Raw genomic sequence first — 18,493 nt, 5'->3', positions numbered from 1 at the left:
AAACTGCTGATTCCGTCAAGGGGTGGAACGTAACCGAATGCTAACCACAACATCTTGTGGATGCTGTTGTGAAGACTGGGGAAAGTCCGGGGAAGCCTGAAAATACAAGGGCTTGCGTCGTTGTTCAGGCAGGGGAAAGGCCGGAATCTTAAAAAAATCAACTGCGGCAAAAGTTAGGATGGCTTTTGCGACACAAATGCGCATGGCGATTCGTTGAGGGAAATCAGCCCTTTCTAGAGGGCGTCGATGGAAATCGTGACGGTCGCCGTGCCAATCGGCTTGCCCGCCTCGTCGGTGATCACGAAGCTTGCCTGAGTCTCAAGAAGCTGGGTCGACTCGTCGCGCTCGGCCTGGCTGATGTATATCTCCTGCGAACCGCGAGCGAAGGTTTGGAGAAATTTGTCCTCATCACCCTGCCAGTAGTCCGTCGTGAGGGTGCTCTGGCCGACATTCAGCCCGTGACAGTCGGTCACGAAGAATTCGAGGATCGTTCCCTGCGAATCATCCTGTTTCGATTTGAGATAATGCGAGACAGATTTCGCCATCAGCGCCTTGACCATCTGGAGATCGCCCTGGGCGACCTCCGCCTGGTAGGTTTCGTCCAGCACCCGCACGTCCATCTCGCTGACATCGCCGAATTTGGCGTTCTGCTCCTCGATGGCCTTCACGACAACGGAGGCCTCGACCATCGGCCGGACGAGCGTTTCGACATATTCACGCACCACGCCGATATAGGCCGGCTCGGCACCGGCAGGCGTATAAGGAAACAGGCAGCCGATCAGCCCGAAGGCCGCTGCCGTTCGAATCTTGCCCCAGCATACCATTGCGCTTCCCCAACCGCATTCAGCCCCACTTTGTGTTCGGTCTCTGCGACCGGTGGTTGCCTGACGTTATGCTAATAAAATAAAACGGACGTTACCGAGCAGGGGCTGGAATCCGCTATCGGGAAGACAAATATTGGGACAATTTTTGGTCGCAAAACCGGAGGTTGCTCGCGTCGATGGCTGTTAGCCGCGAGCACCCTTGGCGATCGGCTCCTGGTAGGTAAAGCCCATATCCCAGGGGAAGTAGATCCAGGTGTCCTGGCTGACTTCGGTGATGAAGGTATCGACGGTCGGCACGCCCTTAGGTTTGGCGTAGACGCAGGCAAAATGCGCCTTCGGCAACATGCCGCGCACTTGGGCGGCTGTCTTGCCGGTATCGGTAAGGTCATCGACGACGAGCACGCCTTCGCCGCCGTTTTCCATCAGTTCAGGCGCGATGCCTTTGAGTAGCACCATGTCGCCCTGGTTGACGTAGTCGTGATAGGACGCGACGCAAACCGTCTCGATAAGGCGGATGTTCAATTCGCGCGAAATGATCGCCGCCGGAACGAGGCCGCCACGAGTGATACAGACGATCGCCTTGAACTCCTGCCCGAGGCCGGCGAGCCGCCAGGCAAGCGCACGCGCATCGCGGTGGAACTGATCCCAGGAAACGGGGAAGGCTTTATCGGGAAGGGACATCGGGCTACTCCGCGGCATGAAGAAACGACACGCCGTTTGCCGGCGACCGAATGGACATCGGCGGGCAAAACGCAAATCGCGCAGCCGGAACTGCGCGATGGATGCCGAAGCCTGATATCATCGGTCGCCGCAATTAGCGGGATTTGGAGGCAAAAGGCAAGAGCGGCCTTAACGAGAGAGCAATGTCAGCGCCGTCATCGACTGCAAAAGCGTCCTTGTCGTACCTCCGAAGATCGCCTGCCAGAGCCAGGAATGCGTGTAGGCGCCCATGACCAGAAGGTCGATACTGTCGTCCGAAAGCCGGTTCTCGATGACATGTGAGGCGTTCTTGTCGCCGCTTGCGGCCGTGGCAAGTGTCACGTTCACGCCGTGGCGGGCAAGCGTCGCGGCGATCTCGGTGCCGGCCATCGTCGCCGATTGCGTTGCGGTCTCGGCCGGATCGACGGAGAAGATCTCCACGGCTTCGGCAGCCTTCAGGATCGGCAGGGCATCAAAGGTGGCGCGCGTCGCTTCCTTCGAGCCATTCCAGGCAATCAGCACGCGCTTGATCGGTTTCGGGTGGCGGATGATAAAAGGGATCATCAGTACCGGTCGGCCGCTTTCGAACAGGAATTCGTCGACATTCACGTGGCTGTCGGAGGGTCTTACCGGATCGGCTTGCGAGGCAATCAGCAGGTCGGCGCTACGCGCGCTTTCGATCAGCGGCCCCGAGCCGTATCCGGTCGACGTCGCAAAGGCCCGCCATTCGAAGGACGCGCCGGCAGCCTCGGCACGGGCGCGGAAAATCCGCTCGACCGCGATAGTCTCTGAATGGGCCATGTCCTGAAGCGCCTGCACGGCGACCGGATCGGGAATTTCCATCGGCGCGACCAGCGGCACGGCGGCAATCGTTTCGGCATGCAGACCGATCACATGGGCGCCGCTTTCTGCGGCAATGGCAAAGGCGAAATCGGCGACGGCGCCGCTATTGTCTGCGGTATCCAGAATGGCGAGAATGGTTTTATAAGACATATCAATTCTCCTTTGCGGCTGAAATGATGCTCCGCGAGGAAAGGAATGCGCCGGAATGCGCTGCGGTTCCTTGACCATGATCAAGACCGCACCGTGTCCTCATGCTTCCGCCTGATAGTTCTCGGCAATATCCTTCCTGCGTCTGATAGCCTCGATCATGGCCCGTACATCCGCACCCGCCGCCTCGATCACATCCTGCGAGCGGCCCCGCACCACGATCTCGGTTGAAAATTTCTGCCCCACGTAACGCGGATAGGAGCCGATGCTGGTTTCCGGATGTGCCTTCTGGATCGCTGCCAATGGCGTGCCGATCTCGCCTTCGCCATAAGGGCAGGCGATAGCGAGCGAGAGGACCGGCGTGCCCGTCTTCAGCATCGGCAGTACATTATCGACCATGGCCTGGAAGACCTGCGGGACACCCGCCATGACATAGACATTGCCTATGATGAAGCCGGGTGCGGTCGACACCGGATTGACAATATGGGCTGCACCACGCGGCATGCGGGCCATTCGCTGGCGGGCCTCAGTGAATTCCATCTCCCGGCGCTTATACATCTCGGCAAGCAGCACCATCGCCGCCGCGTCATGCTCGCAGGGAACGCCAAAGGCCTTCGAGACGGCATCCGCAGTGATATCGTCATGCGTCGGCCCGATGCCGCCCGACGTGAAGACGTAGTCGTATTTGCCGCGAATTGCATTCAGCGCTTCGACGATCGCATCTTCCTCGTCGGCGACGATGCGAACCTCTTTCAGGTCGATCCCCGAAATGGTCAGCATATCGGCGAGGTGGCCGATATTCTTGTCCTTGGTCCGGCCGGAAAGAAGCTCGTCGCCGATGGCTAGCATGGCGGCGGTAACGACAGTCTCATTGCTCATGGGGATATTTCCGTGGTGTGAAGCTTGGAAATAGGTAGCGCCGTTTGGCCACTTTGCAAACGGCAAAGCGACGCGGCCGAAGGGTCGAAACGAAACGGCAAGTGAAATTTCGTCTACAGGCGGTGAACAGTGAGTTCTTGCGTGCAGGACTATGTTGAACCGGATGCGCTGGTAGAACGGTCGCGGTCACGAAATTCAACCAATCCTCGTTGGAGATAACAATGGCGAAGATTCTCGTCCTCTACTATTCGGCTTATGGCCACATCGAAACCATGGCTTATGCCGTAGCGGAAGGCGCGAAGTCCGCCGGCGCTGAAGTTGTTGTCAAACGCGTTCCGGAACTGGTTTCCGAAGAAGTCGCCAAAGCTTCCCATTACAAGCTCGATCAGGCAGCCCCGATCGCCACAGTCGACGAACTGCCTGATTACGATGCGATCATCGTCGGCGCCGGCACGCGCTTCGGCACGGTCGCATCGCAGATGCGCAACTTCTGGGACCAGACGGGCGGTCTGTGGTTCACCGGTAAGCTCGTCGGCAAGGTCGGCTCGATGTTCACCTCGTCCGCGACCCAGCATGGTGGCCAGGAATCGACGATCCTCGGTTTCGTCCCAACCTTCCTCCATCAGGGTATGGCCTATGTCGGCCTTCCCTATGCATTCCAGGGCCAGATGGGTACGGAAGAAGTCAAGGGCGGCTCGCCCTACGGCGCATCCACCATCACCAACGGTGACGGCTCCCGTCAGCCTTCGGCAATCGAACTCGAAGCTGCCAAGTATCAGGGCGCGCACGTCGCCAAGATCGCCGCAAAACTGGCTTGAGCTTCGCCACAATCACGTTCTGAGACGGCGGTCCCTTGGGCCGCCGTTTTATTTTTGGGATAAAGTTATCGGCAGGTTTCGCAAAACGCAGAGGTTGTCCTGCAAACAAAAACTTGACGAATCCGGCTAAGTCGTTGATCTGGACGGCGCGCGAGCGTGGCGAAACTGGTAGACGCAAGAGACTTAAAATCCCTCGGCCTTAGGCTATACGGGTTCATAGTAGAAAATAAAAATAAATAAGATCAATAACTTAAAAATCAGCGCACCACAATTTCTCCATGTTTATCGCGTACACACTCCATACACAGTCTGATCCTGCCGATTTCGGAACGCAAAGGGTGGATTTGAGGGATGGCCAGTCACGAGATTTTGGGAGGTAAGGTTCTCGTCTATCGCCGCGAGAACAGTAAGAAGTGGCAGTGCTCGACCCGCATCAACGGCAAGAACTGGCGGACGAGTACCGGCGAGGAAAGCCTGGCTCTCGCCAAGGAATTCGCGGAAGACTGGTTCTTCCGGATGAAGGCCAAGGAAAAGGGTGGCGGTCTCAAAGACGAAAAGACCTTCAAGGATGCCGCCAAGCGCTATCTTGAGGAATATGACGTCGTAACCAGCGGCACGCGTAGCCGCGTCTATGTTTCGCACAATGAGCGGCGCCTTCGCCTCTACCTTCTGCCGTTCTTCGGGGATCTAGGCCTTTCGGAGGTGACGGCGGGTAAAGTGCAGGAGTTCCGTGTGATGCGCTACAACTCTGCACCCGAGAAAGTCCCAGCCAACGAGCCGGATGGAAAGCCCCAAAAGAAGCTGCCCGCAAGAAGCACTCTTCATCAGGAGATTGTCACCCTCCGCCAGGTCCTCAAGACCGCAATTCGCCACGGCTGGCTGACGCACCTTCCAGATCTCTCGACACCTTATAACTCATCGTCAAAGATCTCCCACCGGGCATGGTTCTCTGCTGAAGAGTACAAGCGGCTGTACACAGCAACCCGCAATCGCGCTGAAAAGCACCGTGACAAACGCTTCCAATGGAATGCGCAGCAACTGCACGACTACGTTCTATTCATGGCGAATACGGGCCTTAGGCCTGATGAGGCCAAGAGGCTTCAATACCGGGATGTTGAGATCGTCGAGGATGAAGAAACGGGTGATACGATCCTTCTCATCCAGGTGCGCGGCAAGCGTGGCGTGGGGTATTGCAAAAGTATGCCGAGTGCCGTCATTCCTTTTGAACGGCTGCTTAAGCGCAATCTTCCCAAACCGGATGCGCTCATTTTCGAGGACAACCATGTCGAGATGTTCAACAACATCTTGGAGGAGGAAGGGCTCAAATTCGACCGAGAGGGCAATCGCCGCACGGCCTACAGCCTTCGCCACACCTACATTTGCCTCCGACTCATGGAGGGCGCGGACATCTATCAGGTGGCTAAAAATTGTCGGACCAGCGTGGAGATGATTGAGAAATACTATGCTTCGCATATCTCTACCAGTATCAGCGCTGCCGCTGTAAACGTCAGGCGTAAGGTGAAATCGAAGAAGCTGATTGTTGCGCACGAAAAGCGAAATGCGCATCGCATATGACGCCCGTCGCAACGCAACCATTATTTCGCTTGCACTGGATGCGATTCGCGCGAAGTTGTGAGAGCCTTCGCCAAAATCAGGGAGAACCATTTCGGCAAGTGGACGACACGACACTTCCCTTTGCATCTTCGCCATGAAGCCACATTTGCGATTTTACGGAAAATCGCAACCGCTGCCTACCGTCTTGCCACGGTCAGCGGTCTCTGCTGGAATGGCAATCTCAGGGGGGATTCCATCGCATGAAGTCATACAATTGCGGCGCCATTCTAGTGGCGGCCTTGCTGGCGGCCTGTTCGGGTAAATCCGACAAGGTCTGGATCGTGGTCGATTTTACTGACGCCAGCGGCCGGCCGGCCCAGATGGCTTTCGATAACCCATCCGTGCCCGACATGACGCTTGCGGACTGTGAGGGCGCTCTGCCGTCAGCCGGCCCGACGCTGATGCAGGGAATTCTGACCCATAGCCCCGGGGCGAAGTTCGTTGCAGCGAAATGCGTGCAATCGGCCGAAGACCCGATCAAGCCGAAAGCGTAAACACGATTTTCTGTATTTGCGATTTTACGGACACTCGCCATGAATGAAACCCTCGATCTGATTGCCAACGCAGCCTCGATCCTGACGGCCGTGGTGGCGGTCTGGGCGTTCTGCACTTACCAGCTGACACGTTACTGCCGGCGCCGGCGGCTAGAAGCGTATCTGAAGGACGAACGTGGTATGGGCGACGACGGTGGTCAGCGCACTGTCCTACACCTGGTGGCGCAGCTCGGGATGGCCGAAGCCGAAATCGTCGATGCGGCGTTCCGCAGCAAAGTGATCACGCGGAAGGTATCGCGTGACGAGCAGGGAAGGGCGGATCGCTTGTTCCTGGTCTACAAGTCGGATGAAGACGACCATCAATCTCGACGTGGGCGCTCAAAGTTCTAAGGCCTGTCGTCGTATTTACAGAAAAACGTAAATACGACGATGGCGCCGACTGTTTTCATTGATGTATTTCAGAGCCGATTCGCACTTAACGGTGCGCAATCGCGGTTTAGGCTTGGCCTCTGAGACCTGTGCTTTGCGGCGACAACTATCGTCGTGCATGGTTCTCCTAAACCGTATGTGAGGTAGGGCCATGAACAAAAACGAGCTGGAAGTGACGATTTGGGGAGTGACGATCAAAGCGCGAGGGCTGGCAGCCGTGTTCGTGCTGGCAGGCTGCCTCCTCCTGCTCATAGCCTTGGCGTGGATCGTGGGTGCGCCGGTCTGGCGCACCATCAGCTAATGCAGAAATGCGATTTTAAGAAACGTCGTAAATGCGCATGCAGCTCAGAAGAGATCCCGCACAGAGACGTGGCAAAGGCCGGTTTCAACCGCTCGACGTGCTTTCTTCGCGATAACGCGATCAAGCGGCAGGCCTCGGCTCAAAGTCTCGTAGAGATCAAAGCCGTCCATACATATCAGGCTGCTCTTGCCTTGATTGAAGGCGGCAAGCCCGTCCGGGCTGAATCCTCCGTAGCTGATAAAGAGCGCACGCGACCATGTTGGTCGGCCATTAAGCTTGCCATTCAGGACATGGAGGTCGGCAGCAGGCGTTGGTGCACTATGCCACTTCGCCTCCAGAAGGTAAGTGTCGCCATCAAGTTCGAAACTGCCGTCAATCTGCTCCCCGGAACGTGGACGGAACGATGCGCGCGGCGACAGGCCGTAGGCATCGAACAGGTCATGCAGGAACCGCTCGAACGCGAAACCTCGCTCCTGCGGTGCCAGGGATCCAAGATCACGGATCCGGATGCTCAACTCAGCCAGCTTGGCGGGATCCGCCGCCTGTGATTGCGTCGTAGGGGCGGTCGGTGTTGGTGCAGCCGCAGGAGTGCCGGGAAAGGTATCCAGGAACTCGGGCTCCAGAAGATCCGGAATTTTGAAACCAACCCCCGGCAGTAGTTTGTTGAGCTGATCGATCTCTGCGCGGGTGAGGGGATCGCGTTTGCCGCGCCAGGTCATCGACTGCCGGACGATTTCGAGGATCAAAGGGCAGAAGCTGCTGCGACGATGCTCCAGAGTCAACGTCAGAAGCTGGGTGAGGGACGGCAGCTTGCTACCAGGTTGCCAGTATTGGGCAACTCCGACTTTCTGGGCCGCTAGAGGAAAGGCTGTCGCATTGTTTCCACTTCCAGGAAGAAAGTCGTAGAGGAGGCCTGCAAGCGCAGCAATCGCGCTGGATTCTTTCATGGATAGCGTCATGGGTCGGGCAGCTCTTTCGGTTGTCTTGAATTTACTAGCAGACCGCCGCCGTCGGCAAACAAATCCAATGCAATCCACAATGTGATTTTACTGAAATACGGAAATACGACGCACCACTATGCGAAGCACTGGCGGGAGTGGAGCGGGGAGACGCCATTCCTTATGCGGCAGGCTTGGCCGCGACCTTCGGGGCAGGCGGCGGCGCCAGGCTCTCGTCATCGATTTCGACCGCGCGTGCCACCAGTGCGTTGTACTTGTCCTGACGAACGCCCTTACCGGCGGCATGCAGGTTGCGGATGACATGATAGGGGTTCAAGATCAGCGCGTAGCTACTATCTCCGGATGGACCAGCTGCGAGCTTGATAAACCCTAATTCGGCGAGAAGCTTGAGCCGGCCTTTCCAAGTTCGGACAGCACGCTGACCGCTGAAGCCGGAATGGAACGCGATTTCCTCCTGTTTGGACAGGACCACGAAATTATCGTCGAATGTCCGGCACCAAAGCTCAAGATAGGTTCCTGAGACGGGCTGGCCTCCAGCGAGGTCGTCCATGATGCCAAGCATGAGGGGCATCGCCTTGGGCAACGTCGTAAAGCCATTGTAGACCTGACGGGTCCACAGCAGCTCGTCTTCGTTGGTATCGAGATCGAGATCCGCCCATAGCCGGTTTCGAAGCTCTAACTGTCTTTTTGCAATCTTTTTACGCGGGGCCATCTTTTTGCTATCCTTATGAAGAGGCTGGGTTTGGACCCCAGCTGGTTATGCTCACTGCCAAGTGATGGATCCGGGACCGACGGGGTTGGAAGCCGTCGGCCCGGGCCTCTGCATTAGTTTGGCCGGGGTTGGAATCCGGCCGGGGTTTCCAGTATGGAATGGCGGATTTGGACGCCGCCTCCGTAATACCGGACATTACTTGGCTGGGTTTGGACGCCAGCCGGTCATTGCTCACTGCCAGGCGATGGATAAAAGGTCTTGCAGGTTTGGACGCTGTTTCTTTTATCCTCAATGACAACCTTAATATAGGAAATTTATACAATAAAAACAAGGCTTTAGATATTGCTGGTGCGGCGTCAGATAGCTCTATTGCCTGTAAACTCACCATAACACATGCCACGAAATGGTGTAACTGGAAATTGATTAAAGCAGTCGGGTGATATTTAAATGCATTCTTTTCTGTGGCTTAGTGGGGAATTGCTATACTCGCGCGTCCTGATGTCCTGACCGTGCTCGACGTGCTCACCCATCCTCAGGAAATTCCCCCCCACCCGGCCTCCTGCCAAACTCACAAATCAGACAGCCAGAAGCTCCCTACGACGGTTCGTCTAATCCGCCGATCGATTGTCTTCGTCCGAAGGTTGCATTAAATTCCCCACGAAATGGATGGGGGATAAATGAAAGAACGTTTTGAGGGCGATGACGGTCGCCGACTTCGCATCGATGCTTTAGCGGGTCAAAAACTGGTCAGGGGCAAAGAGGATGTCGCCACGGAATTGGCCGATCGTTGCACGATCGAGGAACATCCAGCCGGGTTTGAACTGATCCGGCAGGACGACGACAGCAATGATATCTACTTCATCCTTGCCGGCACCTTCCAAGTCGTCGTGAATGGCCGTCCGGTCGCAACACGCGGGCCGGGTGACACCATTGGCGAAATGGCTGCGATTCAGCCGACGCAAAAACGCTCGGCGAGCGTGGTAGCTCAAACATCTGCAGTGGTCGCAAAGCTAACCGAACCTGAGTTTGACCAGGTCGCCACCCTCTTTCCGCACCTCTACCGCACGATCGCGCAAGAGCTTTCGCGCCGGCTGATCGAGCGCAACAAGCTGGTGAATGTGCACCGGGATAAGATCCGCGTGTTCATCATTTCATCTGTTGAAGGGCTGCCGATCGCGCGTGCCATTCAGAGTGCTTTTGAACACGACCCTTTCACCTGCACGATATGGACGGACGGCGTTTTTCGCGTCGCCAACTACACTATGGACGCACTTGAGGCGGCGGTTGACGACTCCGACTTTGCGATTGCGATCGCTCACGGCGATGACGCCACGGTCTATCGCGGGCAGGAATGGCCATCGCCACGCGATAACGTCATCTTGGAGCTGGGCCTGTTCATGGGCCGTCTCGGCCGCCGCCGGGCTATCCTCATGGAGCCGCGAGACGAAAAGGTCAGGCTTCCGAGCGATATGGCTGGCCTGACCACCATCCCTTACCGCTTTGAGCCGGGACACGACATGGCTGCTAAGCTGGCGCCCGCTTGCCACAAGCTGCGCGATCACATCATGGAAATGGGACCAAACAACGGATAACGAATGGGCCTGCTAAAAGACCTTCAAGATCACGCAGCTCAAACGTTCCGGGAGCAATGGGCGACACGGGCCGGGCAGGTTGTTCCCTCACCAACTGATCTGAAACTGTCGAATGATGCGGTCGAATTCGATCGTGCCACGGTGCTCTATGCAGACCTTACCGGCTCGACGAACATGGTCGATACCCTCGGATGGCAAAAAGCGGCTGAAATCTACAAAACGTTCTTGTTCTGCTCTGGGAAAATCATTCGCGATAGCGGGGGCGTCATCACCTCTTACGACGGCGATCGGGTGATGGCAGTATTTATCGGCAACACCCAAACCTCGGATGCGGCGATCTGCGGATTGAAAATCAATTGGGCAGTCCAGAACGTTATCAACCCAGCTCTGTCTAACCAGTATTCAGGCAACACCTTCACTGTAAGCCAGGTAGTGGGCATCGACACAAGCCCGGTACGAGCTGCGCGAACAGGCGTTCGAGGCGATAACGACATTGTCTGGGTCGGGCGAGCCGCCAACTATGCGGCTAAGCTTACTGAGATAAAGCTTCCACAACGGACATGGATCACGGAAGACGCTTATAATCGGTTGAGGGATGATGCCAAATATGGAGGCAATCCCCGGCAGGATATGTGGAAAAAATTCAGCTGGACTCAGCAGAACGACATCCCTGCCTATGGTTCGACTTACTGGTGGGCAGTCTCCAACTAGCTGCTCAAACCAACCGCCGCTAACTTAGTCGTTCCATCGGGTCGCGTAGTGTGGCGAGCAAAACTGCGCAGTACCCAAGCCTTCAGAAGTCCGCCGGTCGCAAAGCCACCCGCGCCGACATATCGCCGTAAAGGGTGTAATTGCTGGAGCGCACGATGACGCCGTCCTTCGCGAACTTGTCGCGGTTGAGATGCGAGGGCGCGCCCTAGAGATGGAGCAAAAAATATAATTCTGGGATATGATGAGGCCCTTATCAGGATGATCCATGCCCAAAGTCGCACCCCTTCTTCTCATGTTTGCCCCCGAGTATTGGGGGGAGGTCACGCGTTTCGGGAAATACTACGGCGAGACCTATAAGCTGGAGAAACGCGACCACCGTGCCGTCGTTGGCGTCGGGGCGCATTTCGAGAAGGCACTGCGTCTGCAAAGCCTGGCTGTGAAGCTCAAGCCCGGGCTGGCGATTGACCATCAGCAGTTGGAGGAAAACGGTCATTCGCCGGCTGAGAATGGCGCTGAGCTGGCAACGGTAATCGAGGCTTCTTTCCTCGAACTTTACTCGTCGATCGACTGCACCGTGAAGGTGCTACGGGCTATCTATAGCCCTGGTACGCGCGGGTTTAAAGATTCGACGCGGGGGCTGTTCCAGGATCCCGACAAGCTCACAGGGTCTTTCCCTGATCACTTCAAGCAGCACATTCGTGAGGCAACCTGGTTCAAGCGGCTGGTGAACCTTCGCGACGAGCTGACCCATCTTTCGACCGGCCATGTATCGTGGGACGCTGAGGCAGATCTCGTCAACTACATGCATCATGGCCTGACAGAAGCCGACAAACCACTGATCATCAATGACGTCTTTGGCGCGCTGACAGAACTGACGGAGAGCGTCAATCGCTTCCTGGGCACCATCTTCCATCATTTGAACGGGACGCTGAGCGATAAGCCGGTGTTTCAGATCTGCGGCATGGTCGATGGACGTCTGCTGCAGCGCTACATCAACCCGCAGGAACGTCCGTTGTCCTTTAACAGCGGCCAGTGTGGATCATGGGTCTGGTTCGAACAACCGGACTTCCCGACCTGTCCCTTCAAGGACAACTGTGGAGCCTATCTCAACAAGGCGCCAGCTCCCGCGTAAGCGTCGTTCCTTCCGTCAAAAAGCAGGAGCAGAATCCCCTGCAACCCTGCCTGACGGGCGAGGTTTGGGGTAGCAAGGGCAAGGGTATCAGGCGGCGGGCGCACAAGCGCAGCGCCTCGGGAACCGCCCCCTTGCCGGCGCGAGGGGCAACGCCCCTAAGGGTTTTGCTCCTTACGGGGTAAAGGTCGGGGAGAGGAGCGCTCACTAGTCGCAGCGATCCTCCCCCAGCCCGAATTCACAAATGAAGCGGTGCAGATTCTGCAGTTCTCGTCAGATCCCAAATATATCGTTTAGCGACTGCCGCGTGACGACCCATTTTCCATTGGTGAGCACAGCTTCAAGGCTGGACAGGCCAAAGCCATGCTTACTCCTCTCGCCATCTTTCTTGACCTTTGGACCCTGCACTGACCAACCCGACGCCAGGCCAACCACGGGATCCAGCAGTTCTCGCTTGTCGGCTGCGCTGGATATGGATGTAACAATGCCGTCGTACTCGTTCGCCCCGTCAACGATCGTAATCCGATCACCAATTGCGAGTGGGCAGGTGTCGTGAGCGATTTTGTTACGCAAACGCCGAATTTCCTCCTTCGCGTCCAGAAAGGCCTGGCGGGCGATATCCAGTAGTTGCTGGTCGTCCATATTGTCCTCAAATCAGAATTCGTTCGATCTCGTCCAGGCTGACGTCATCGCTACGGTGATCGTAGAGCTGGGTCGTCCTCGTCGAGGAGTGGTTCGCGATATTAGCGGCCATTTCCAGCGTGCCTCCGTTTTTCAGGTAAGCGGTGACCGTCAGCTACCTTAATCATGTAATCTCCTATCTGCGATAAAGGACATTATCATCGATATTCTAAGTAAACATCATTGGCCGCAAAGGGCCGAACTTGAATCAGAAAAATCTGTAGCATTGGTAGAAAAGGCATTGGGCAGGGTAGCTGGTGCGGACGGCGGGGGTCGAACCCGCATAGCCGAAGGCCGAGGGATTTTCGTACCATCTACGGCTTTCGCCGCCGCCTCCCGGCGTTTGTGGTCTGGACTATACCTTCACCCTAGCTTTCGCCTTAGGTGCCGCCCGTCTAGTCTCTACACCTTCCTCTTGCGAGGCTTGGCTCGGGATTGCCATGTGACAGGTTTCCCCGACTTTGAGCGGTTCTACAGCCGGCGTTTCCGCCGGTGCACTCAATTTTGTCTTAAGTCCCTTGTGTCTACCGATTCCACCACGTCCGCGTGGTGTTCTCTGCTAACAAAGAGAGCCGGTATTCTCAACCGATATTCACGTGGTTGAGAAGCAATTCCGTTGCTAAATCCAGCCGGTTGACATCATTTGCCGTTGTTACTGATCTTGAAGAAAATCAACGCCTCCTTGTATGATGCGTACAGCGCACCTACGCATCGCCCAATGTGTACGCATTGAGCAAAAAGTGGCGATGCGTTGCACGGTTTTTTGACCAGCCGCACGGCGTCTGGAGAAAACCGGCAAGTGCGCCAGGGGATACCCCTGGACCCCGTCCGTGCCGAGGAGAGGCTGGTGGCTATCTACCACCTGCATATCAAGAACATCAGCCGCAGTGACGGTCGCTCGATCCTCGCCGCTGCCGCCTATAGGGCAGGGGAGACGCTGCCCAACGAAGCTGAGGAGCGAATGTCAGTGTTCGGCGGACGGCGCGATGTCGTTGCCAAGGAAATCCGCCTTCCTCCAGGAGCTCCGGCTTGGATGGCTGATCGCGCGGCGCTGTGGAATGCCGTCGAAGCCGCCGAAAAACGTAAGGATGCTCGCCTGGCCAAAGAGCTGGAATTCGCGTTGCCGCGCGAACTGCCGCGCAGCGCCTGGCTTGCCGTGGCCCGTGCCATGGCCGACGCCTACACGGCCAAAGGGTTCATTGCCGACCTGGCCATACACGATGACGGCACCCAACATAACCCGCACGTCCATCTCCTGCTGACCACCCGGGTGGTCACCGAAGATGGCTTCGGGCCCAAGATCCGCAGCGCGGATGGTCGCCCCTTTGTCATCGAGGCGAGGACCCTTTGGGCCAGAGTTGCCAATACCGCCTTAGGCAAGGCCGGTGTGACGGTGACGATCGACAGCCGCAGTTATGCGAAGCGCCAGATGGAACAGACGCCGGGTGAGCATAGAGGTCCGAACCCAGAGGAACGACGGGCGCGACGCGCCGGTATACAGCAACGGAGACCACCAATCATGCCGCGAGAACCAGAAGACGATTTACCTGTTCCGGACCCAGATGGGAATCCGATCCACCCCCGCGAGCTGGCGGCGGCGGAAGAGCGGATGATTCATGACATGGAGAGCGCGCCTGCGCGCCCTGCCGAACCGGAGCTCACGGGAGACATGGCTGAGGCGCGGGCAGCTGTCGACCAGCAGAATGGCCGTGAGCTAAGCGAGGACGAAGCTGCAGATTACCGTCTCGCTTCTGAGAACAGGCTGGACTGGCTCGATGAGCCTGTGACGCAACAGGACGCCGCGGACCAAGAGGTTTTGGAGCGCTGGGAAAACCATCTCGATTGGCTTGACCTCGAGGAGCCGGGTCGCGAGGCGCCGGAACCGGCGGAACGGCCGCGCGAACAGGAAATCGATCGCACGCGGGGCTTGTAAGAATGAGCCTTCCGTCCCATCATGTCTCCATGGGAAAAGTTCATACCGGGTCCGTCTTTGGAATTCAGCCGCTGAGCGACGAGCGTCGCGCTGGCTTGCGGCGCGAATTAGAGTGGCTGGAAACCGATCTGATCCGGCGACGCAAGAAACTCGCATTCTGGAGCAAATGCCAGGCGCTGGCCGAGGCAGACGCTACAGTTGATGACCATCTGCGCGAGGAAGCACGATACTTTCACGCCCAGGCGCAGAAACTGGTCGATTCCGGAGAAAAACTCCGGGCTTATCTGATTGCCGATATCCAGGATCAACCCGAACACTTGCCTGCCTATCACCACATCCACTAGGGAACCGGCGACGGCCGGAGCATCGCAGTATGACCGAGAACGAGCTGAAACAGCTCCAGGAGCGCGCCCAAGCTCTGGAGACGCAGATTCAGGATATCGACGATGAGATGGAACGGTGCGTTCAGGGGCTCGGCGCCGGCGACGATCCGAGACGAACCATTGCGTTTCTCCGGGACCGCTTCAATGCGCAACTGGGGTATATGTACGATCTTGGTAAGGTCGAGGCACGATTGGAAGACTTTGCCAATCGTGCTCGTGAACAAGGCGAACTGGAACGTGAGGAGGGAGTGGCTTCCACACTGATCGAGCGGCTACCCTTGGCTCCGGTCGACTATCTTGATTGGTTGCGCCCTCATATCGAGGAACCAGACCAAGAACATCGACAGGAAGACCATGACCGGCGTGATGAGGGCGAAGAACGTATGTTGACCGAGATGCATCGGGACGATGTGGAGCCGGAAGAGTATTCGGACTGGCAGAGAAGCCGCTAGGAAATGCGCTGCTGCCCGTCGATTTATTCCCGCCAGGACATGCACCGAAAGGCCATTCTGTGTGCCCGAGATTCGAGCGAAACTCTATGCTCCAAAAGTAAAACGTATTACAAATAGAGCCAGTCGAGTTTTACCTTATGGAAAGTGGCCCATTTCGACCAAAATGCTTTGGCGTTATCGAGCTGCTTCTGTGAATACTTTCCTTTAATTTGGTAGACCCTTAGAGAAAACTCATCGAATGACCGCGCGCCAGCCTCCTGGCTGACCTTTGCCGAATCCACATTATCTCCGGATTGAGAGAACAAATTCAGAAGCTCCGTGTTCTGTAGCATATCCGAAATAAGAATTATTTGGTGGATCCCCTGCACCGAATAAAACTCTTCCCGTCCTGTTATATCTGCCAGCACTTCTAAAATGGGCGACTCTGTGCCCTCTGCTGGCTTTTGCAACTCGCTCAAGACGGTTGATAATGGGGTTCCAAACATCTGTGCGAATTTGCGTTGAACTTTCTCAGGGTTACCATACCAAAAGCTAGTCTCCTGCCCGCGTCCCGGACTGCAAACGGAAAAAATAGGGGGAAATCCGTATTCAACTTTATCTTGAAAGGTGAAAATACTGAGCTTGTAATCCTGGGGGATCTCGTCCTTCAAAGTGTTGATGACCCGCGCCAGCCGGTTTACCTGCGCATTGTTCCACTGATCTGACTTATCGACGACGAGGATTTCCAAACCTTTTGCGCCCGACAGGGGGCAGAGGTCCGCCTCGCCGCGCGGCGCAGGTTGCAACATTATATTTGCGTAGACGACGGCGGCAGCGATGGCGAAGGCGACTATCAGCAAAAAAGCGCCTGCCAGGTTCGCTCGGCTAACCTTGGAGCGCGGCCGATTCCGCATCTGCCTTCGCTTGTCCTTCGATTTCTGCCGCCCTAGCAAAATCATCAATATTCTCCAGCCGTTTTACGATCAAATCTTGAAAATAGCGAAGGTTGTCTTCCGCTTTGACCCCCACTTCCTCGCAAGATTTTGCTACTTCATCCGCATGCCGAAGCAAGGCAGCAACGTCAGCGTTAAGATCTGCATGCCGCAGCGTGGGCGTTTCTGAGAAATAGCGAGGCGCTGGTGTCTGTCGGATAGACCGGTTTTCGGCTCGATAGTCGTTGACGAGTTGACGGCAAACTTCCTGTATAGAATTTTGGAGGCTTCCCACATGTGATATTACGCCGGTCAGCTCAGATTTAGCCTGCAGTTGCCTTGCGCGAACCGATTGCGCTTCAACGATCAGCGATTTTAGCGGCTCGCTGTGGCTGTCAAGAGCGTCCTGAAGATCGTCTCTGAGGTCATCTTTAAGATTGCTCATTGCGACTTCGGCTTCAGTTAATTTACGATGGCGACGGCTGTAACCCGGATAGGACCCCAACAGTTTTGTGCCTTCATAGGAAGAAACCAGAAATATTGTCGCGCCGATAATTAGGAGCATCAATGAATGGAACGTCCGACCGTTGAATAGCTCAATTATATTGAAAGAAATAACCTCAGTTAATTCGGCAGTCGGGTCTCTGGAAAGGGAGTCTCGATAGTAGGCGACAACCATGTTGAACCAGAAGTCGCCACAAAAGATGGCGAGGGTCAGGGGAATAGCCCAGACTTTATGTGCGTGGTTATTGTGAGCAATATAACGGAATCCAATTACGCCAACCAGCAAGCCCAATGCCACGTTCACCAGCGATATCAACGCCGCGGTTGAGATCCCGCCAAGGTAGCCCGTGTCGCTTGCTTGGGCGAAAAACATCGCATTTGCGGCCGATTCCAAAACGACCATGAAAGCGATGATCCCAATAAAAAGCAGCATGGCCTGCGGGTATTCCGCTTCATACTCCCGATTATGTTTTCGTCTAAAGTGAAGATACTCCCTGCGGGCTCTCTGAATACGTGTTGCTGCTTCTGATATTTCGAAGCGGCGAGTGCTGAAGGCAGCCTCGACTGCATTCGTCAAGTCAACCCGTGCGTTTGTCAGGCGCCCATGGTCAACAGAGGTAGCGGAGAAGCGCGCGCCGATTGTCTTGATTTCGTTTCTTGCATCATTTTCAGCATTCGCAAGAAGATCCTGGCAATGTTCAATGATGCTCGATTCCGTAGTGCCGATCGTAGTCGCAGTAGTTTCCGGCAGTTCGTCGGCGGCATCCTTTTGTGCCCGAGCGATGACTCGCAACTTTGTGCGGACGGAATCCGCACTCACTTTTGCTTTCATATGGTCCTCAAGTCAGAAAAATCGCGGAAAGACGAAAGGTGATATAGGCTCCCGCCCACTTCGTGGTCGAACAGCCTGGCTTTCAGTCGCTTGTTCACTCGGTATCGGTTCCAAGTCCAAAGAGCGAAGCTCAAAGCAATAAGGGCAAGCATCAATGCGTATCCGGTGGTGATGGTAAGCCAATCCCCTCCATATTCGTCCGGCCACATTAGTAGAAAGAGAAAACCTGCGGTGCACAATGTTCCGATGACCACGAGAGCTGAAACGGTGCCGGAGAGCTTGAGGCTGTAAGCGCACCAGACAAGCGCTCGCAACAGAGTCCTGACAAGGAAGAACATCAAAGTTAGGCCGAGCCACATCAAGAATAGATAAGAAACGATATCGAACACCATATCGGTAGGAGTTGGCAGTGCCAAAGATATCAATGTTAGCGGAATTTCCAGAAGATCATTTAAGGTATCCCCGATCCAGATGCCAAAAAGTGTTGCGAGAAGATATAAAAATGCAACGAATATTCCTATGAATATGCTGCTTTGAAAGACAAGAATGATATCTGTAGCTGCGGAAATGAAAATTTGGAGCGGGCGGCTTAAATATTTGGTGATGGTCGATACTACTGGCATCGGTCTATTTGTAAGGAAATCCG

At 55.8% G+C, this 18,493-nt stretch carries 22 protein-coding genes; 12 read left to right on the top strand and 10 right to left on the bottom strand.

Translation table 11 applies throughout. The annotated features are described in order from the left end of the window. Positions 1-233: 233 nt before the first annotated feature. The 4 genes from H4W29_RS01530 to H4W29_RS01515 form a co-directional block, all read right to left on the bottom strand. On the bottom strand, positions 234-824 hold the full coding sequence (locus tag H4W29_RS01530) for a hypothetical protein (protein WP_192727387.1): 591 nt from the start codon (positions 822-824) through the stop codon (positions 234-236). Positions 825-1,007: 183 nt separating this feature from the next. After that, the gene (gene gpt / locus H4W29_RS01525) at positions 1,008-1,505 is read right to left on the bottom strand and encodes a xanthine phosphoribosyltransferase (RefSeq protein WP_007812968.1); all 498 of its coding nucleotides are present in this window, start codon (positions 1,503-1,505) and stop codon (positions 1,008-1,010) included. A 168-nt stretch (positions 1,506-1,673) separates the two neighbouring features. Beyond that, positions 1,674-2,516 (bottom strand): putative universal stress family protein, encoded by an 843-nt coding sequence (locus H4W29_RS01520; protein WP_192727386.1) that lies wholly within the window; start codon positions 2,514-2,516, stop codon positions 1,674-1,676. 99 nt (positions 2,517-2,615) lie between these two features. Next, positions 2,616-3,392: a competence/damage-inducible protein A gene (locus H4W29_RS01515; protein ID WP_192727385.1), complete on the bottom strand. Its 777-nt coding sequence runs from the start codon at positions 3,390-3,392 to the stop codon at positions 2,616-2,618. 221 nt (positions 3,393-3,613) lie between these two features. On the opposite strand from H4W29_RS01515, the gene wrbA reads away from it, so the two are divergent. The 5 genes from wrbA to H4W29_RS01490 all read left to right on the top strand — a co-directional run bounded on the left by wrbA (position 3,614) and on the right by H4W29_RS01490 (position 7,048). Then, complete coding sequence (gene wrbA, locus H4W29_RS01510; RefSeq protein ID WP_192727384.1) at positions 3,614-4,210, top strand: NAD(P)H:quinone oxidoreductase type IV; 597 nt, start codon at positions 3,614-3,616, stop codon at positions 4,208-4,210. A 351-nt stretch (positions 4,211-4,561) separates the two neighbouring features. Further along, positions 4,562-5,785, top strand: coding sequence for a tyrosine-type recombinase/integrase (locus H4W29_RS01505; RefSeq protein WP_192727383.1), 1,224 nt, complete (start codon positions 4,562-4,564; stop codon positions 5,783-5,785). A gap of 239 nt (positions 5,786-6,024) precedes the next feature. Then, on the top strand, positions 6,025-6,318 hold the full coding sequence (locus tag H4W29_RS01500) for a hypothetical protein (protein WP_192727382.1): 294 nt from the start codon (positions 6,025-6,027) through the stop codon (positions 6,316-6,318). A 39-nt stretch (positions 6,319-6,357) separates the two neighbouring features. After that, complete coding sequence (locus H4W29_RS01495; protein ID WP_192727381.1) at positions 6,358-6,708, top strand: hypothetical protein; 351 nt, start codon at positions 6,358-6,360, stop codon at positions 6,706-6,708. Positions 6,709-6,898: 190 nt separating this feature from the next. After that, positions 6,899-7,048 carry a hypothetical protein gene (locus H4W29_RS01490; RefSeq protein WP_192727380.1) on the top strand — a complete coding sequence of 50 codons (150 nt, stop codon included), beginning with the start codon at positions 6,899-6,901 and terminating at the stop codon, positions 7,046-7,048. Between the two features lie 44 nt (positions 7,049-7,092). Here the strand turns inward: H4W29_RS01490 and H4W29_RS01485 are convergent, their stop codons facing one another. Continuing rightward, a complete protein-coding gene (locus tag H4W29_RS01485; RefSeq protein WP_192727379.1) occupies positions 7,093-7,995 on the bottom strand; it encodes a restriction endonuclease in 903 nt (300 codons plus the stop codon). Between the two features lie 172 nt (positions 7,996-8,167). Further along, on the bottom strand, positions 8,168-8,719 hold the full coding sequence (locus H4W29_RS01480; RefSeq protein ID WP_192727378.1) for a hypothetical protein: 552 nt from the start codon (positions 8,717-8,719) through the stop codon (positions 8,168-8,170). Positions 8,720-8,877: 158 nt separating this feature from the next. On the opposite strand from H4W29_RS01480, the gene H4W29_RS01475 reads away from it, so the two are divergent. From H4W29_RS01475 to H4W29_RS01460, 4 genes are all read left to right on the top strand, one after another. Next, complete coding sequence (locus H4W29_RS01475; protein ID WP_192727377.1) at positions 8,878-9,159, top strand: hypothetical protein; 282 nt, start codon at positions 8,878-8,880, stop codon at positions 9,157-9,159. Positions 9,160-9,396: 237 nt separating this feature from the next. Next, on the top strand, positions 9,397-10,311 hold the full coding sequence (locus tag H4W29_RS01470; RefSeq protein WP_192727376.1) for a TIR domain-containing protein: 915 nt from the start codon (positions 9,397-9,399) through the stop codon (positions 10,309-10,311). Positions 10,312-10,314: 3 nt separating this feature from the next. Next, on the top strand, positions 10,315-11,022 hold the full coding sequence (locus H4W29_RS01465; RefSeq protein WP_192727375.1) for an adenylate/guanylate cyclase domain-containing protein: 708 nt from the start codon (positions 10,315-10,317) through the stop codon (positions 11,020-11,022). A gap of 265 nt (positions 11,023-11,287) precedes the next feature. Beyond that, the gene (locus H4W29_RS01460; RefSeq protein ID WP_192727374.1) at positions 11,288-12,154 is read left to right on the top strand and encodes a hypothetical protein; all 867 of its coding nucleotides are present in this window, start codon (positions 11,288-11,290) and stop codon (positions 12,152-12,154) included. 270 nt (positions 12,155-12,424) lie between these two features. On the opposite strand, the gene H4W29_RS01455 is transcribed toward H4W29_RS01460, so the two are convergent. Further along, on the bottom strand, positions 12,425-12,793 hold the full coding sequence (locus H4W29_RS01455; protein ID WP_192727373.1) for a hypothetical protein: 369 nt from the start codon (positions 12,791-12,793) through the stop codon (positions 12,425-12,427). An 886-nt stretch (positions 12,794-13,679) separates the two neighbouring features. On the opposite strand from H4W29_RS01455, the gene mobQ reads away from it, so the two are divergent. From mobQ to H4W29_RS01435, 3 genes are read left to right on the top strand one after another with little or no spacing between them, the layout of a single operon-like run. Then, a complete protein-coding gene (mobQ, locus tag H4W29_RS01445; RefSeq protein WP_192727372.1) occupies positions 13,680-14,765 on the top strand; it encodes a MobQ family relaxase in 1,086 nt (361 codons plus the stop codon). 2 nt (positions 14,766-14,767) lie between these two features. After that, positions 14,768-15,109 (top strand): hypothetical protein, encoded by a 342-nt coding sequence (locus H4W29_RS01440; protein WP_192727371.1) that lies wholly within the window; start codon positions 14,768-14,770, stop codon positions 15,107-15,109. A gap of 29 nt (positions 15,110-15,138) precedes the next feature. Next, entirely contained in the window at positions 15,139-15,600 is a 462-nt protein-coding gene (locus H4W29_RS01435) for a hypothetical protein (RefSeq protein WP_192727370.1), read from the top strand. A 107-nt stretch (positions 15,601-15,707) separates the two neighbouring features. Here the strand turns inward: H4W29_RS01435 and H4W29_RS01430 are convergent, their stop codons facing one another. From H4W29_RS01430 to H4W29_RS01420, 3 genes are read right to left on the bottom strand one after another with little or no spacing between them, the layout of a single operon-like run. After that, positions 15,708-16,538, bottom strand: a complete 831-nt coding sequence (locus tag H4W29_RS01430; RefSeq protein ID WP_192727369.1) for a hypothetical protein — start codon at positions 16,536-16,538, stop codon at positions 15,708-15,710. Next, a complete protein-coding gene (locus tag H4W29_RS01425) occupies positions 16,465-17,847 on the bottom strand; it encodes a cation:proton antiporter family protein (protein ID WP_192727368.1) in 1,383 nt (460 codons plus the stop codon). Before H4W29_RS01425 ends, H4W29_RS01430 begins: the two co-directional genes overlap by 74 nt. Then, positions 17,844-18,470 carry a hypothetical protein gene (locus tag H4W29_RS01420; RefSeq protein WP_192727367.1) on the bottom strand — a complete coding sequence of 209 codons (627 nt, stop codon included), beginning with the start codon at positions 18,468-18,470 and terminating at the stop codon, positions 17,844-17,846. Before H4W29_RS01420 ends, H4W29_RS01425 begins: the two co-directional genes overlap by 4 nt. Positions 18,471-18,493: the final 23 nt, after the last annotated feature.

Origin of the sequence: Rhizobium viscosum, assembly GCF_014873945.1 — a bacterium.
GTDB lineage: Bacteria > Pseudomonadota > Alphaproteobacteria > Rhizobiales > Rhizobiaceae > Rhizobium > Rhizobium viscosum.
This window is presented reverse-complemented; position numbering and strand designations above follow the sequence as displayed.

What these genes read in the sequence shown, in the direction of transcription:
- H4W29_RS01530 (WP_192727387.1), bottom strand. Translation starts at nt 824, where the DNA reads ATGGTATGCTGGGGCAAGATTCGAACGGCAGCGGCCTTCGGGCTGATC.
- gpt (WP_007812968.1), bottom strand. Translation starts at nt 1,505, where the DNA reads ATGTCCCTTCCCGATAAAGCCTTCCCCGTTTCCTGGGATCAGTTCCAC.
- H4W29_RS01520 (WP_192727386.1), bottom strand. Translation starts at nt 2,516, where the DNA reads ATGTCTTATAAAACCATTCTCGCCATTCTGGATACCGCAGACAATAGC.
- H4W29_RS01515 (WP_192727385.1), bottom strand. Translation starts at nt 3,392, where the DNA reads ATGAGCAATGAGACTGTCGTTACCGCCGCCATGCTAGCCATCGGCGAC.
- wrbA (WP_192727384.1), top strand. Translation starts at nt 3,614, where the DNA reads ATGGCGAAGATTCTCGTCCTCTACTATTCGGCTTATGGCCACATCGAA.
- H4W29_RS01505 (WP_192727383.1), top strand. Translation starts at nt 4,562, where the DNA reads ATGGCCAGTCACGAGATTTTGGGAGGTAAGGTTCTCGTCTATCGCCGC.
- H4W29_RS01500 (WP_192727382.1), top strand. Translation starts at nt 6,025, where the DNA reads ATGAAGTCATACAATTGCGGCGCCATTCTAGTGGCGGCCTTGCTGGCG.
- H4W29_RS01495 (WP_192727381.1), top strand. Translation starts at nt 6,358, where the DNA reads ATGAATGAAACCCTCGATCTGATTGCCAACGCAGCCTCGATCCTGACG.
- H4W29_RS01490 (WP_192727380.1), top strand. Translation starts at nt 6,899, where the DNA reads ATGAACAAAAACGAGCTGGAAGTGACGATTTGGGGAGTGACGATCAAA.
- H4W29_RS01485 (WP_192727379.1), bottom strand. Translation starts at nt 7,995, where the DNA reads ATGAAAGAATCCAGCGCGATTGCTGCGCTTGCAGGCCTCCTCTACGAC.
- H4W29_RS01480 (WP_192727378.1), bottom strand. Translation starts at nt 8,719, where the DNA reads ATGGCCCCGCGTAAAAAGATTGCAAAAAGACAGTTAGAGCTTCGAAAC.
- H4W29_RS01475 (WP_192727377.1), top strand. Translation starts at nt 8,878, where the DNA reads ATGGCGGATTTGGACGCCGCCTCCGTAATACCGGACATTACTTGGCTG.
- H4W29_RS01470 (WP_192727376.1), top strand. Translation starts at nt 9,397, where the DNA reads ATGAAAGAACGTTTTGAGGGCGATGACGGTCGCCGACTTCGCATCGAT.
- H4W29_RS01465 (WP_192727375.1), top strand. Translation starts at nt 10,315, where the DNA reads ATGGGCCTGCTAAAAGACCTTCAAGATCACGCAGCTCAAACGTTCCGG.
- H4W29_RS01460 (WP_192727374.1), top strand. Translation starts at nt 11,288, where the DNA reads ATGCCCAAAGTCGCACCCCTTCTTCTCATGTTTGCCCCCGAGTATTGG.
- H4W29_RS01455 (WP_192727373.1), bottom strand. Translation starts at nt 12,793, where the DNA reads ATGGACGACCAGCAACTACTGGATATCGCCCGCCAGGCCTTTCTGGAC.
- H4W29_RS01440 (WP_192727371.1), top strand. Translation starts at nt 14,768, where the DNA reads ATGAGCCTTCCGTCCCATCATGTCTCCATGGGAAAAGTTCATACCGGG.
- H4W29_RS01435 (WP_192727370.1), top strand. Translation starts at nt 15,139, where the DNA reads ATGACCGAGAACGAGCTGAAACAGCTCCAGGAGCGCGCCCAAGCTCTG.
- H4W29_RS01430 (WP_192727369.1), bottom strand. Translation starts at nt 16,538, where the DNA reads ATGATTTTGCTAGGGCGGCAGAAATCGAAGGACAAGCGAAGGCAGATG.
- H4W29_RS01425 (WP_192727368.1), bottom strand. Translation starts at nt 17,847, where the DNA reads ATGAAAGCAAAAGTGAGTGCGGATTCCGTCCGCACAAAGTTGCGAGTC.
- H4W29_RS01420 (WP_192727367.1), bottom strand. Translation starts at nt 18,470, where the DNA reads ATGCCAGTAGTATCGACCATCACCAAATATTTAAGCCGCCCGCTCCAA.